Source organism: Dactylosporangium fulvum (assembly GCF_025137375.1).
Taxonomy (GTDB): domain Bacteria; phylum Actinomycetota; class Actinomycetes; order Mycobacteriales; family Micromonosporaceae; genus Dactylosporangium; species Dactylosporangium fulvum.
Genome location: NZ_CP073720.1, coordinates 2864959 through 2879480 on the forward strand (window position 1 = coordinate 2864959; position 14522 = coordinate 2879480).

13 protein-coding genes are annotated in these 14522 nt (G+C 72.5%); 8 read left to right on the forward strand and 5 right to left on the reverse strand.

Annotation, left to right across the window (positions count from 1 at the left end; genetic code table 11):
* Positions 1 to 139: 139 nt before the first annotated feature.
* Complete coding sequence (locus Dfulv_RS13300) at positions 140 to 1744, reverse strand: FAD-binding oxidoreductase (RefSeq protein WP_259863216.1); 1605 nt, start codon at positions 1742 to 1744, stop codon at positions 140 to 142.
* A 255-nt stretch (positions 1745 to 1999) separates the two neighbouring features.
* Here Dfulv_RS13300 and Dfulv_RS13305 point away from each other — a divergent pair, with 255 nt between their 5' ends.
* Complete coding sequence (locus Dfulv_RS13305; RefSeq protein ID WP_259863217.1) at positions 2000 to 2278, forward strand: hypothetical protein; 279 nt, start codon at positions 2000 to 2002, stop codon at positions 2276 to 2278.
* Between the two features lie 122 nt (positions 2279 to 2400).
* Here Dfulv_RS13305 and Dfulv_RS13310 read toward each other — a convergent pair whose 3' ends face one another.
* Positions 2401 to 4050 carry an MFS transporter gene (locus Dfulv_RS13310; RefSeq protein WP_259863218.1) on the reverse strand — a complete coding sequence of 550 codons (1650 nt, stop codon included), beginning with the start codon at positions 4048 to 4050 and terminating at the stop codon, positions 2401 to 2403.
* 92 nt (positions 4051 to 4142) lie between these two features.
* The gene (locus Dfulv_RS13315; protein ID WP_259863220.1) at positions 4143 to 4679 is read right to left on the reverse strand and encodes an RICIN domain-containing protein; all 537 of its coding nucleotides are present in this window, start codon (positions 4677 to 4679) and stop codon (positions 4143 to 4145) included.
* A 325-nt stretch (positions 4680 to 5004) separates the two neighbouring features.
* On the opposite strand from Dfulv_RS13315, the gene Dfulv_RS13320 reads away from it, so the two are divergent.
* From Dfulv_RS13320 to Dfulv_RS13345, 6 genes are all read left to right on the forward strand, one after another.
* The gene (locus Dfulv_RS13320) at positions 5005 to 6990 is read left to right on the forward strand and encodes an N-acetylmuramoyl-L-alanine amidase (protein ID WP_259863221.1); all 1986 of its coding nucleotides are present in this window, start codon (positions 5005 to 5007) and stop codon (positions 6988 to 6990) included.
* A gap of 176 nt (positions 6991 to 7166) precedes the next feature.
* Positions 7167 to 7526, forward strand: a complete 360-nt coding sequence (locus Dfulv_RS13325) for a hypothetical protein (RefSeq protein ID WP_259863222.1) — start codon at positions 7167 to 7169, stop codon at positions 7524 to 7526.
* A gap of 161 nt (positions 7527 to 7687) precedes the next feature.
* A complete protein-coding gene (locus Dfulv_RS13330) occupies positions 7688 to 9016 on the forward strand; it encodes a C39 family peptidase (protein WP_259863223.1) in 1329 nt (442 codons plus the stop codon).
* 68 nt (positions 9017 to 9084) lie between these two features.
* Entirely contained in the window at positions 9085 to 9597 is a 513-nt protein-coding gene (locus Dfulv_RS13335) for a hypothetical protein (RefSeq protein ID WP_259863224.1), read from the forward strand.
* 195 nt (positions 9598 to 9792) lie between these two features.
* The gene (locus Dfulv_RS13340) at positions 9793 to 10722 is read left to right on the forward strand and encodes an ornithine cyclodeaminase family protein (RefSeq protein WP_259863225.1); all 930 of its coding nucleotides are present in this window, start codon (positions 9793 to 9795) and stop codon (positions 10720 to 10722) included.
* Between the two features lie 125 nt (positions 10723 to 10847).
* Positions 10848 to 12479, forward strand: a complete 1632-nt coding sequence (locus Dfulv_RS13345; RefSeq protein ID WP_259863226.1) for a glycoside hydrolase family 10 protein — start codon at positions 10848 to 10850, stop codon at positions 12477 to 12479.
* A gap of 177 nt (positions 12480 to 12656) precedes the next feature.
* Here the strand turns inward: Dfulv_RS13345 and Dfulv_RS13350 are convergent, their stop codons facing one another.
* The gene (locus tag Dfulv_RS13350) at positions 12657 to 13793 is read right to left on the reverse strand and encodes an RNA-guided endonuclease InsQ/TnpB family protein (protein WP_259863227.1); all 1137 of its coding nucleotides are present in this window, start codon (positions 13791 to 13793) and stop codon (positions 12657 to 12659) included.
* Positions 13794 to 13857: 64 nt separating this feature from the next.
* Between Dfulv_RS13350 and tnpA the strand changes: the two genes are divergently transcribed.
* Positions 13858 to 14145 (forward strand): IS200/IS605 family transposase, encoded by a 288-nt coding sequence (tnpA, locus tag Dfulv_RS13355; RefSeq protein WP_406567967.1) that lies wholly within the window; start codon positions 13858 to 13860, stop codon positions 14143 to 14145.
* 8 nt (positions 14146 to 14153) lie between these two features.
* Here the strand turns inward: tnpA and Dfulv_RS13360 are convergent, their stop codons facing one another.
* A complete protein-coding gene (locus Dfulv_RS13360) occupies positions 14154 to 14414 on the reverse strand; it encodes a hypothetical protein (RefSeq protein WP_259863229.1) in 261 nt (86 codons plus the stop codon).
* Between the last annotated feature and the right edge of the window lie 108 nt (positions 14415 to 14522).

The following is a 14522-nucleotide window of genomic DNA, read 5'->3' on the forward strand; positions in this document are numbered from 1 at the left end:
AGTTCAGGCCGGGCCCGGCCCCAGCGGGAGGGCCGGGCCCGTTCCACCGGCACACGTCCGATCCCCGGCTTCCCGCCCGGCCGAGGAGGCGGCACGTTCAAGGCGCGCCGACGGGACCGTGCCGGTGGGCCGCTCGTGGTCAGCCGGCCTGGACGGACAGCCGGTGGCGGAACACGTTGCCGGGGTCCCAGCGGGCCTTCACCCGTTGCAGGCGAGGATAGTTGGCGCCGTAGTAGAGCGTGTGCCACGGGACGCCGGAGGTGTTCCACGCCGGGTCGGCGAGATCGACGTCGGGGTAGTTGATGTACGAGCCGTCGTTGACCCCGCCGGGCACCGGCACGCCGCCGGTGTCGGCGTAGACGTCGCGGTAGAACTCGCGGATCCAGGCCAGGTGCCGGGCGTCCTCGGCCGGGTCGGCCCAGCCGGCGAGGTAGAACAGCTTGACCACCGAGTCGCGCTGGGCCGTGGCGGTCGCCGCCGGTGCCACGGCGTTGATCCGGCCGCCGTACGTGTTGAGGCTCAGCGACCCGGCCGGGTTCTCGTAGTCGGTGCGGGTCAGGTGGTGGTGGACGGCGGCGAGCTGCCGGTCGGTGAAGCCGCCGCGGAGGTACCCCGCCTTGGTCTTCAACCGCCACTGCTTGCCGTCGTCGCCGTTGCCCCGCAGCGCCGACGCGAGCCAGGGCACGGTCTCCCGGGTCACGACCGGGGTGACGCCGACACCGTCGCTCAGGGCGGCGACGTGGTCGTCCAGCAGGCGCGTACCGTCGGCGCCGGCGACCTGACCGATCAGCGAATGGTCGCCGGCGGGCCGGCGGAACAGCAGCAGCTCGCCGTAGAGCCGGGCCTGCGGTGCACCCGGTGCGCCGTACCGCACGCACCAGTCGGTGAAGTTCCGCGCGAGCCTGGCGAAGCCCCGTTCGTCCATGCCCTCCCAGGGCCACCGGACCGTGAAGGTCAGCACCGACGCGGGCGGCCGGGGCAGCAGGCGGCCGGGGTCGTCGCCGCGGGCCCCGGGCGACCGGAACCAGAAGCGCGTGACGACACCGAAGTTGCCACCGCCACCGCCGGTGTGCGCCCACCAGAGGTCCCGGTTCGGGTCCGACGGTTCGCGGGTGGCTGTGACGGTACGGGCTGTGCCGTCCCGATCCACGACGACGACCTCGACGGCGTGGAGGTGGTCGACGACCAGGCCGTGCAGGCGGGACAGCGGACCGTACCCGCCGCCGGTGACGTGGCCCCCGGCACCGACGCCGGGACACGAGCCGCCGGGCAGGGTCACACCCCAGCCGAGGTACAGCCTGCGGTACACCTCGCCGAGCGTGGCGCCCGCCTCGACGGCGAACGCGTTGCGCAGAGGGTCGTAGTACACGGCGGTCATGCCGGACAGGTCGATGACCGTCCGTACCCGCGGGTCGTCGACGAAGTCCTCGAAGCAGTGCCCGCCGCTGCGGACCGCGATGCGCCGGCCGGCCCGTACCGCCTCCTGGACCGCGGCCACCACCTGGGCGGTCGAGCCGACCACCCGGACCTCGTCGGGGGTACCGACGAAGCGCCGGTTCCCGCGGCGGACGAGGTCCGCGTACCGCGGGTCGTCCGGGCCCACGCGGACCGGGCCCAGCGGTGGCGGGCAGTCGCCCGGTGGCGCGGCGGCGGCCGCGGGTGCCTGATCGGTGACCACTGCGGCGGCGGCCACGGCCGCGACCGCGGTGGCGCGGAGCAGATCTCTACGGCGGTGTTCGACCATGTCGCGGACTCTCCGTTCGGTGGCGTCGAGTGCGGCCAACGCTATGGATGTCCGCCGGCTGAAGAAATCCCGCTGACCGCAGCGTCCGTGCGGGGGAGAGCCCCACCCTCTCCGCTTCCCGTCCACTGTGGATCCCCGGGGGCGGAGCGCCGGCTGCTCGGCCGCCGCTCATGACGGCCGTTCCGGTGCGACGTCCGGCCGGGTTGCGGGCGGCGCCTACCATCGCGGCACCACCGAATCCACGAGGAGCATGGCATGCCCGCTGGCTGGTCCGTCACCACACACGACGTCGCGCACCTCTCCGGATGCGACCCGCGTACGGCACTGGTGTTCAAGGACGGCTCGAAGTTCTGGCGGACCGAGCCGGACGGCAGCCCGGCCGGGACCGTGCTCGGCGACGGCGCCGTCGTGGTGATCAGCCACGCGGAACTGGTCGGCGTCACGACCGAAGCGGACTGGGTGGGGGAGGGCTGGGCGCGTGAGCTGCTGCCCGAGGCCGCCGCCCGGGTCGCGGAGCGGCTGAACGCCCGCTGACCGCCGATGGTCGCACGCCGTCCGGCCGGAGGGAGAGCCGGGCGGCGCGCGACGATCGTGGGATGCCGGCGGTGGGGATCAGAAGGTGCCGGTGAAGAGGAGCCGGCGGCGGCTGGCAGGGGTCACCGCAGCAGCGGCCGGGACGGGGCGGGGCCGGCAGGGCGGCGGGCGTGCGGGATGAGGCCCTCGACGCGGTCCGGCGCGAGGTGGACGACCTGGTCGGCGTGGACGCCGTCGGCCAGCAGCCGGGCGGTGGGCGCGGGGTCGCCGCCGGTCACGAGGACCACCGGCACGGCGCCCGTCTCGAGCAGGTCGGCGACCGCGGCCGTCTCGTGCGGGTGCGGCGGGGTGCCGGCCGTGATCGCGAGGACGGTGTGGGCGGGCAGGTGCCGGCGGAGCCCGGCGACCAGCGAATACCCGTGGCACGTGCCCGGCGCCGGATCGCGGCCGGCGTAGACGATCACGAGTTCGTGCCGGGTGGCCAGCGCGGCCAGCGCCACGGTGACGTCGCCGAGGTGGGCCCGGACCTCCCGGGCGGACAGCGACACGACGGTGGTGGCGGCCTCGGAAGCGCCGGCCGCCGGGGCGGGGAACGCGACGGCGGCGCTGAGCCAGGTGCGGCGGGCATGGAGGTTGCCCGCGCTGGCCACCGCCCCGCCGGCGAGGAGCATCACCGCGATGGTGTAGGACCCCTCGATGCCGTGGACGGCGGTCACGAGCAGCGCGGGGAGGATGGTCACCGCGCTGCCGGCGGCACTGATCACCCCGGCGACGGCGCCGGCGTGCGCCGGTGGCGCGGTCCGGCCGATCAGGGCGAGCACGGTGCCGAAGGCCGTGCCCACGCCGATCGCCGCGCCCGCCAGGGCCGGCGCGGCGGCCCAGGCCAGCGGCGGCTGGAAGGCGAGCAGCAGCAACATCACCGCGACCACGGCGTAGCAGGTGCGCAGCACCGCGGTCGGACTGCGGCGCCGGCAGAGCCACCCGCCGAGGAGGCACGCGGCCGCGGCGAGGCCGACGGCGGCGGCCGTGCCGATCTCGGCGCGCACCTCGGGTACCGCGTAGGTGCGGATGAGGTACGACGGCAGCACCAGGTCGAACACGACGATGCCGCCGCAGGAGACGCCGTACCAGACCGCCAGGTGCCGGGTGGCGGGGATGCGGAACAAGGTCGGCGCCGTCGGGTGACCGTCCGTGGACCGGACGGCCGGATCGGGCCTGTCGTGCAGCAGGACCGCCGCGAGCAGGGCGTAGCCGAGCTCCACGCCGGCGAGCACGAACAGGCCGTGGCGCCGGTCGACGTCCGGCAGCACCCGGGAGGCGATCCCGGCGGCCGCGGCGAGGCACAGCCCGGCCGCGAGCACGCTCAGCGCGGAACCGCGGCGCCCCGGCGGGAAGGCGCGGACGATCGCCCCGGCACCGGCCGGGACGGCACCGGCGGCGAGACCCGCGGCGCAGGCGACCACAACGAGGGCGGCCACGGAGCCGGCCATGGCCAGCGCCAGCACGGCCACCGCCGACGCGAGGCTGACCGCGGGCAGCACGACACGCGCGCCGAAACGGTCGGCGAGCATACCGGCGGGGGTCCGGAAGAGGACGCCGACCAGGATCGGGACGACGCCGATCAGCGCCCACGTGCCGGGGTCCAGCCCGTGGCGGTTGCCCAGCTCGAGACCGATCGGGCCGACGAGGGTCCACGTCCAGTACGTCAGCCCGCACCCGGCGACCACGACGATCAGCGTCCGCGCCGGCCCGCCCCGCGACCTCGTCAGCATGGACCCACCCCCGGAGGCTCGTCGTGCGCACACTGCGCGCTCATAGTCAAACGAGGATGGGACCGCGCCGGTTACGGCCGGTGGGCGGACGGCTACGGCATGGCCCACCGCTGCGCGCCGGACAGCGTGCACCCGGCGACCCGCAGCGGGGCCCTGCTGCCAGGTCCCGACGCGGCGAGGCACAGCCCCGACACGGCATGGACGAGCGCGTCCGCCGGCCCCGGCCGCCACCGCTGGGCCGCGGCGCCGTCGCAGGGCCGCAGGCCGAGCAGGCCGTCCACCGGCTGCAGGCAGCTCCCGAGGGCCTGGACCGTGCCGTCACCGCCGACGCTCCAGGTCTGGCCGGGACCGTCGTCGCAGTCCGACAGCCGGAGGCTGGTGCCGTCGAGGCACAGCCCGGAGGCGCCGATGATCCGTCCGGTGCGGTTCACGCCGGCGGTGGCCGCCGGCGGTACGGGCTGATCGGTACCGGTGGATGACACGCTCGGCGGTGCCGTCATCCCGGCGTCGGGCGTGACCGGCCGGTCGCCGGTGCGGAGGGCGAGACCGCCGAGCGTGAGGACCAGGACGGTCGAGCCGATGGCGAACAGGATCGGTTGCCGGTCTCCCGTGGGGGGATCGAGCAGCATGTCGCCGACCGTAGGGGACCATCGGCGCGTACCGATTCACGTAGGGCGGGTGAATCCGGATATCACCCTGGCCGGGCGGCGTCGCCCGGCTCCCGCGACTGTTCCGCCCGCCCCACCACCGCCGTACCGCAGATCCCGCTTGACGAGGCGGAGATCGCCGCCGTCGGCAAGTTCCTGGCCGCGGCCGAGTTGCGTTGACCGGCGTGGGGCAGCGGCACGACGGTGGTGAAGATTTTCTACGCCACATAGCAACGGTGCGCAAGGGATTGACGGCAAGGATTCATGGGGCCAGGCTGTGCGTAGCCATGCACAGTCAGGAGGTTCGATGCGTCTGCGTCGCAGATCCCTCACCACCACAGCCCTCCTCACCGCCACCGTCGTCGCGTCGCTGGGCGCCACGGCCCTCACCGCCGGCCCCGCGTCGGCGGCCGGGCCGGACGGCCGCCAGGCCGACTACGCCGCGGCGTCCGCCGCCTCCGGCGTGCCGCTGAGCGTCCTGCTCGGCGTGTCCTACCTGGAGTCGCGATGGGACACCAACCGGGGTGCGCCCAGCACCAGCGCGGGCTTCGGGCCGATGCACCTGACCGACGCGGCCGCCCTCGCGGCGGCGGCGCAGCACCACGACGACCCCTCCGAGGACCCGCGCGGCGACGACGCGCGCGGCCCGAAGGTCGGCCGGCGGGCCGGCACGACCACCGCGGGCGGGCCGGCGCTGCAGACGCTCGACCGGGCCGCGACGCTCACCGGCACGGCCAAGCAGACCCTGCGCACCGACCCGGCGGCCAACATCCGCGGCGGTGCCGCGCTGCTCGCCGCCTACCAGCGTGAGGCCGGCGGACCGGCCGGCGCCGGCAGCGACCCCGCCGCCTGGTACGGCGCGGTGGCGCGGTACAGCGGCGCCGAGACCACCGACGCCGCGGCCGCGTTCGCCGACGAGGTCTACGCGACCCTGCGCGACGGCGCCGCCCGCACCACCGACGACGGCCACACGGTGACGCTCGCCGCGCAGCCCGGTATCCGCCCGGTCAAGACCTGGCTGGACCGCCTCGGCCTGCGCAGGCCACCGGTCCGCCCGGACGGCCTGGAGTGCCCGGCCGACATCTCGTGCGAGTGGATTCCCGCGCCCTACGAGCAGTACGGCCCCGGCGCCGGCGACTACGGCAACCACGACCTGAGCGACCGGCCGAGCCGGCAGCGGATCGAGTACATCGTCATCCACGACACCGAGACCAGCTACGACAGCACGATCGGCCTCGTGCAGGACCCGACGTACGTCAGCTGGCACTACACGCTGCGTTCGGTCGACGGGCACGTCGCGCAGCACGTGAAGACCAAGGACGTCGCGTGGCACGCCGGCAACTGGTACGTCAACGCGAAGTCGATCGGCCTCGAGCACGAGGGCTTCGCGGCGCAGCAGGGCGCCTGGTACACCGAGGCGATGTACCGCTCGTCGGCGAAGCTGGTCCGCTACCTGGCGCAGCGCCTGTCGATCCCGCTGGACCGCAACCACATCATCGGGCACGACAACGTCCCCGGCACCGTTCCCTCGACGGTGCGGGGCATGCACTGGGACCCGGGCCCGTACTGGGACTGGAACCACTACTTCGACCTGCTGCACGCGCCGTTCATCCAGTTCGGCACCGACCGGACCGGCCTGGTGACGATCGACCCCGACTACGCGACCAACCAGCCGCAGTTCACCGGCTGCACCGGCGCGGCGACGAACCCGTGCCCGCTGCACGGCTCGTCGTCGGTGATCCTGCGCACCGCGCCGGACGCCGGCGCTGCGCTGCTGAGCGACGTGGGCCTGAACCCGGCCGGCGGGCCGGCCACGATGGAGATCGCCGACCACGGCGCCCGCGCCGCGGCCGGGCAGACCTACGCGGTCGCGGACCGGCGGGGCGACTGGACGGCGATCTGGTACCTCGGCCAGAAGGGCTGGTTCTACAACCCGCGCTCGAAGCCGGCCGCGAAGTGGTCGACCGGGTTCGTCGTGGTTCCCAAGCCCGGCAAGGCGACCGTCCCGGTCTACGGGCGGGCGTACCCGGAGCAGGCCGCGTACCCGCCCGGCGTGCCCTACCAGGCGATCACGCCGCTGCAGTACACCTTCGCCGCCGGCCAGCGGTACGCCATGAGCACCGTCGTCCCGGGCGAGTACTACCGGGCGGTGACGTTCGACGGCTCCGGGCCGGGTGACTGGACGGTGATCCGCGGCCAGACGAAGTACGTGCAGGTCCAGTTCGGCCACCGGATCATGTACGTGAACCTCGACGACGTGCAGATCCTGCCGTCGTTCGTCCCCGGGCCCTGATCCGGCGCGACCGCGGTCCGGAGGTGTCGCCGGACACCTCCGGACCGCGGTTACCCGTCCGCACCTGTGTCGGGGCCGTGACAGCGCGGCCTTGACGCGGTTGCCGATCATGGGGTGACCGGATGGCTCCGTGCCCGCGACGCCGTCCCACCCCTGACGGAAAGGATCACCACGCGATGCGTGCTGCGCGTACGGCCGTTGCGGTCACGATTCTCGGCATCGTCGGCGCCGGCCTGGCGGCCTGCAGCTCACAGGCCGACGAGCTGGAGAACCAGCTCCGCAAGGCGGGCTACACGGACGTCGACGCCGAGGCCGACTACGACTCGAAGTACAACTCGAAAAAGAAGAAGAACGAGAAGAAGCTCGACGACTACGAGGCGACCGCGAAGGCCGGCAACTGCACGGTCGAGGTGGAGCAGGATCCCGGCAGCAAGGACTGGGTCGTCGAGACCGCCAACGGCAAGGACGTCAACTTCCGGAACATGACGGCCGCGGCGCTCGTCACGGAGCTGGGCAAGCAGGGCGTGAAGTGCTGAGCGGGCGGTCGGCCGCCGCCTGTACGTAAGAAACCTTCGTCTCTGTAGCAACGGTTGAAAGGTGTCGACATCGACGCTCTGTCGGTATAGAGTGCCGTCCATCCGCCGGCCGCCCGACCGGGCCGGTCGTCGGATGGTCGCGACCTTCACCCGGAGGGCACATGAGACGATCACCAGCCACCGTCGCGCTCGCCGTCGCCGCCGTCCTGGTGTCGACCGCACCGGCGTCCCCCGCGGCGGCGAAGCCGAAGCCGGTCAACCACGACGAGCAGATCACGTTCCACCGATGGCAGACGTTCCCGCAGTGGCGCAGCGGCACGTCGGAGGGCACCCGGGCGGTGCCCGGCCACAAGCCGTTCCTGACCATCGGCCGGGCCGCGGGCACCACCGAGTTCACCGACCCGCACACCGGCACCACCGCCACGTGGGAGTACGCCACCTGGACCTCACCACTGCAGCGGATCGGCTTCGGCGCGAGCGAGCTCGTCGCGTCGTGGAACGCCGACACGCCGTCCGGCACGTGGTTGCAGGTCGAACTGGAGGGCACGTACACCGACGGCCGGTCGACCCCGCGTTACGTCATGGGCCGCTGGGCCAAGGGCGACCAGGACATCAAACGCGCCACCGTCGACGACCAGGGCGACGGGGTCTCGTCGATCTGGACCGACACGTTCGCCGTCGACGACACGAGCAAGGGCGTGCTGCTGCAGGCCTACCGGCTGCGGGTCACGCTGTTCCGCACGCCGGGCTCGGCCGCGGCACCGCGGGTGTTCCAGGTCGGCGCCATGTCCTCGAACGTCCCGGACCGCTTCACCGTCCAGCCGAGCGCCGGCCACATCGCCTGGGGCCGGGAGCTGGCCGTGCCGAGGTACTCGCAGAACATCCACGAGGGGGAGTACCCGGAGTACGACGGCGGTGGCGAGGCGTGGTGCTCGCCGACGTCGACGCAGATGGTCGTCGAGTACTGGGGCCACCACCCGACACCCGATGACCTCGCCTGGGTCGACCCGTCCTACGCCGACCCGCAGGTCGACCACGCGGCCCGCAGCACGTACGACTGGACGTACGAAGGCGCCGGCAACTGGCCGTTCAACACCGCGTACGCCGCGACCTACGGCCTCACCGGCATCGTGACCCGGCTGCACTCGCTCGACGAGGTCGAGCGGTTCATCGCCGCCGGCATCCCGGTCATCACGTCCCAGTCGTTCCTCGCCACGGAGCTGACCGGGGCGAACTACGGGACGTCGGGCCACCTGTTCGTCGTCGTCGGGTTCACCGCCGACGGCGACGTGATCGTCAACGACCCGGCCTCCTCGTCCAATGACGCCGTGCGCAACGTCTACAAGCGCACGGAGTTCGAGCAGGTGTGGCTGCGCACGAAGCGGTACCGCGCGAACGGTACTGTCGCCTCCGGCAGCGGCGGGATCGCCTACGTGATCGCGCCGAGTTGGAAGCAGGTGCCGAAGGTGCCCGGCTCGGACAACTGGTGACACCGCTCGAGGGCGGCGCACCCCGGGCGGGTGCGCCGGCCTCGGCACGGGACGGACGGGGGATCGGGATGGATCTGGAGCTGAGGATTCCGCAGGGTCGGGCCAACCGCCGGCTGGTGGTCGTGGTCGGCGGCCTCGCCGTCGTCTGTGGGGTGCTCGCCTTCACCGACCTGCCCATCGCGACCGTGGCGGCCGCGTTCGCCGTGGGCCTGGGCATCCCCGCCGTTCTTGCCGCCCTCGCGGGCCGCGGCGCCGATCCCGCCCTGACCGTCGAAGGGATCCGCCTCAAGGCCTTCCCGTTCGACCGCACGCAGGTGGTGGTCCCGTGGCGGGAGGTGGAGCGCACCTGGATCGCGACGCTCGGTGCGTACGACTACCTGTTCGTCGTCCCGCGCGACCCGGCGCGGTACCGCCGCGGCCGGGGCTTCGTGCGCCCCGCCGTCATGTCGCTGACGTCGGCCCGCCACGGCACCGCGCTGCAGATCTACCTGCCGGCCGACGGCGTGAGCAAGGACCGGATCCGCACCGCGATGGCGCAGTTCAGCGCCGGCACGGTGCACGTCGGCCCGGCCCCCGTCTAGGCCGGCCGCACGCCGCCGTGCCGCGCCGCCTCCGCCTCGGCCATCATGTGGGTGATCAGTTCCCACTCGGTTGTCCTGCCGTCGGCGGTCGTGATGTCATGCGGCGGTGGAGATCGGACAGGTTCGGACGGTGGCGGAGCGGCGCGTGCTCGTGGCGGACCCGGACGACCCGATCACCCCCGGGTTCGTGCTGCGATGATCCCCTTCCTCGACGCCGGGGAGATCACCCGGCTGCTGTCCCCGGAGGAGGCCGTCGCCGTCGTCGAGGCGGCGCTGCGCGGCGGGCTGGACCCGGCCGCCGGCGTGGCCCGCTCGACGGTCCCGCTGCCCGCGGGGGAGCTGCTGCTGATGCCGGCCTGGTCGGCGGCGCACGCGGGCGTGAAGCTCGCCGCGGTCGCGCCCGGCAACCCCGCACTCGGGCTGCCCCGCATCAACGCGGTCTACGTGCTCTTCGACGGTACGACGCTGCTTCCGGTGGCGTTGTTCGACGGCACGGCGCTGACCACGCTGCGCACGCCCGCGGTGTCGGTGGCGGCGGTGCGGGCGGCGCTGGGACCGGGTCCGCTGCGGGTCGTGGTGTTCGGCGCGGGCCCGCAGGGGACCGGCCACGTCGCGACACTCGCCGCGGTCGCGGAATTGTCCACTGTGGACGTGGTCGTGCGGTCGCCGGACGCGGTGGACCGGGCGGCGCCGGTCGCGGCCGGTGGGCCGCCGGCCCGGGTGCTGCGGGCCGGCTCGGTGGAGGTGCCGGAGGCATTGCGGGCGGCGGACGTGGTGGTCTGCGCGACCACGGCCCGGACCCCGCTGTTCGACTCAGCGCTGCTGGCCGAGCGGGCGGTCGTCCTGGCGGTGGGCTCGCACGAACCGGACGCACGGGAGGTCGACGCGGCGTTCTGCCGGCGCGCCACCGTTGTCGTCGAGGACGTCGCCACGGCCCTGCGGGAGTGCGGCGACGTGGTGCTGGCGATCGGGGAGGGCGCGCTGTCGCCGGACCGGCTCGTGCCGATGCGCGACGTGGTGCGCGGCACCGCGACGCTGTCCGGCGGGCCGCTGCTCTTCAAAGGCTCGGGCATGGCCTGGCAGGACCTCGTGGTCGCCGAGGCCGTGCTGGCCCGCTCGACCTGATCAAGCGGGCGCTCAGGCCGGTACTGCGAACGCTCAAGGGTGACTGACCGTTGAAAGTTGCCAACCTTCGCGATTCAATGGTCGGAATATTTTCACCATCCGCCCTCACGGATGAAGGTGGCACCATGTCTGTCCGTGTACCCCGTCTGCTCATCGCGGCGACGGCCGGCACCCTGCTGGCCGTCACCGCCCTGACCGGCTCCGCCGTTGCCGCACCCGCCGAGCCGACCGCCGTCGCGGTCGTCGATCCGCGCACCTGCACCGTGAACCCGGCGACCCCCAAGCACCAGATGCGTGCCATGTGGATCGCGAGCGTCGTCAACATCGACTGGCCCAGCGCGCCGGGCAAGTCGGAGGCCGAGCTCAAGGCCGAATACGACGGCTGGCTGGCCCTCGCCAAGTCGCTCAACTTCAACGCCGTCATCGTGCAGGTCCGCCCGCATGCCGACGCGTTCTGGCCCTCACCGCTGGAGCCCTGGTCGCAGTATCTCACCGGCGTCGCCGGCCAGGACCCCGGCTGGGATCCGCTCGCCTACCTGGTGAGCAAGGCCCACGAGCAGAATCTCGAGTTCCACGCCTGGTTCAACCCGTACCGGGCGAGCATGCCCGCGCCCGGTGGCGCCGGCACCGACCTGTCGAAGCTGCCGGAGAACAACCCGCTGCGCCAGCACCCCGACTGGGCGGTGCCGTATCCGGTGAACAACGCCGCCGGCCGGCTGTACTTCAACCCCGGCATCCCCGAGGCCCGTGCCTGGGTGCAGGACGCGATCATGGACGCCGTCACGAAGTACGACATCGACGGCGTGCACTTCGACGACTACTTCTACCCGTATCCCGCGGCCGGGCAGGACTTCGGTGACGACGCCGCGTTCGCGCGGTACGGCGCCGGCTTCGCCGACAAGGGCGACTGGCGGCGCAACAACATCGACCTGCTCATCAAGGAGATGGACGCGCGTGTCCACGCGGCCAAGCCGTGGGTGAAGTTCGGGGTCAGCCCGTTCGGCATCTGGCGCAACAAGGCCGCCGACCCGCTCGGCTCGGACACCAACGGCACCCAGTCCTACGACGCCAACTTCGCCGACACCCGCAAATGGGTGAAGGAGGGCTGGATCGACTACATCGTGCCGCAGGTGTACTGGAACATCGGCCTCGCCGTCGCCGACTACGCCAAGCTGGTCCCGTGGTGGGCCGACGTCGTCGCCGGCACCGACGTCCAGCTCTACATCGGCCAGGCCGACTACAAGGTCGCCGCCGCCGGCCAGCCGGCCGCCTGGTTCGACCCGAACGAGCTCTCCGGGCACCTCACGCTCAACCGGCAGTACCCGCAGGTCCTCGGTGACGTGCACTTCAGCGCCGTGCAGGTGCGGGAGAACCGGCTCGGCGCCGAGACGATCCTCGCCGCCGAGCACCGCAGCCGGCCGGCGTTCCCGCCCGCGTGGGGTCCGGCGAAGCCGTTGCTGTTCCCGGTGATCACCGGGGCGAAGCGGACCGCCGAGGGCGCCGAGCTGCGGTGGCACAAGACGGCGAGCGGGGCCGGCCCGTTCGGCGAGGTGACGTCCTACGGCGTGTACCGCTTCGACGGCGTGACCGTCCCCCAGGGCTGCGACCTGGCCGACGCCTCGCACCTCGTGGCGACCGTGCGCGGCACGACGTACACCGACACGACGGCCGAGCCGGGCAAGCGGTACACGTACGTGGTGACCGCCCTCGACCGGCTGTGGCACGAGAGTCCGGGCAGCCCGCCCCGCTGGATCTAGGTCAGGATCCCGTCAGGATCCGACCGGCGAGGGTTCCCCTCGGTGGAGGGGGACCCTCACCGGCAGGCGTTGAGGAGCCCAGGTCAACCGTAGGTCACGCGGTGAGGTACGGCCACCGTCGGGTGACGGGCGGCGGCGCCCCGGGTCGCGTGGCCGGGGCGCCGCGGCGGGCGCCGGTCAGCAGCGTGGCACGCCCGGTATAAAGCCGTCTTGACGTCCTCTCCCGTCTGGAGTCGGGAGATTCCGGCCTGTCACGCCGCTTTCGCGGCAGACTTCCGGCGGGTTACCGCTTCGCCACGCGGCGCCAGCGTCACCGCTGGTCTTACCTGCGCTCCACGGCCGTTGCTGTCCGCCCGTCCGGCGGCCACGATGTTCTTCGCCGCGTTCACGTCCCGGTCGTGGGTTACCCCGCATGAACATGTCCACGACCGGACGTTCAGCGGCAGCTTGTCGCCGAGGCGTCCACAGTCCGAGCACATCCGGGTCGACGGGAAGAACCGGCCGACCCTGCCGAACGTACGTCGTGGACAGCTTGTGCAGCCAGTCCCTACGCGAATCGGCCACCCTGGCGTGCGCCTTGGCGACCTTCACCACAGCTTTCTTGCGGTTGTTCGACCCGCGCTGCTTGCGCGACAGCGCCTGCCGCAACCGGCGCAGACGGCGTTCGGCGTTGCGCAGGAAACGGGGTGCGTCGACCTTCGTGCCGTCGGAGCGGACCGCGAAGTGCGCCAGTCCGAGGTCGATCCCAACCTCCGACTCCGACGGCGGAAGCGGTGCGTCCCCGGCCTGCACGACGAACGACGCGAAGTATCGCCCGGACGCGTCCCTGACGATCGTGATCGAGGTCGGCTCGGCGGGCAGATCCCGAGACCAGCGCACCTCGACGTCACCGATCTTCGGTAGCCGCAACTTGCCGTTGTCGAGCACCTTGAACCAGGCGTTGGCGGTGAACCGGATCGCCTGCCGGCCGTCCTTGCGGGATCGGAATCTGGGCGGTGCCACCTTGCGGCCCTTGCGCTTGCCGGACAGCGAGTTGAAGAAGTTGCGGTAGGCGGTGTTCAGGTCCGCGAGGGCCTGCTGCAACACGACCGCCGACACTTCGCCGAGCCACGCCCGCTGCGGGGCGGACTTGGCCTTGGTGATGACCTGCTTCGACAGCTCGCCGTCCGTGATGCAGGGCAACCCGGCGGCGTGCGCCTCCTGCCGAACGCGCAGCCCGTCGTTGAACACAACCCGCGCGCACCCGAACGCCCGCGCCAATGCCTGCCGCTGCCCCGGTGCCGGGTAGATGCGGTAGTTGTACCGGAGCTGCACCGGCACATTCTAGTTTCGGCACGAGGTATTCACCGACCTGCACCTGACGCGCCTCGAAGAGATCATGCGGGCGGTATGCGCCGACTTCGAGACCGAGTTGGTCGAGTTCAACGGCGAAGCCGATCACGTCCATCTGCTGGCGAACTTCCCGCCGAAGATCGCCGTGTCGAGGCTTGTCAACAGCCTCAAGGGGGTCTCGTCCCGGCGGATGCGGCAGGAGTTTCCCGACCTCGTACGGCACTACTGGCGGGCCAACCGACTATGGTCGGGGTCGTACTTCGCCGGGTCGGTTGGCGGAGCGCCACTGGACGTGTTGCGGAAGTACATCGAAGACCAGAACCGGCCCACCTGACAGCAGGATCACGAACACACCTCCACCTCCACCCTGAAGAACGGAGCACTGGCGTGTGATCGGTAGCTGGTGTCGCCGAGGTTGGCGACCCGGTCGACCGTGCCCGGCGCGCTCGCCACCACGGGATCGCCCAGGTCGTCGGTGCGGTTGAAGTCGATCGCGTTGGCCGGGCTGTGGTTGCTGCGGGTCTGCCCGGACCAGTTCTGTCCACAGGGGAACGGCACCTTGAACGTGGGGGCGGCCAGCGCGGCCGTCGCCGGCTCGGTCACGGCGGCGACGCCGACGAGCGTCGCGAAAGTTTCTTACACCGGGCCCCGTTCCGTCGAGGAGACCGCCGCCGCACAACCGAACCCGTGGGGTGACCCAGAGAGTTCCCC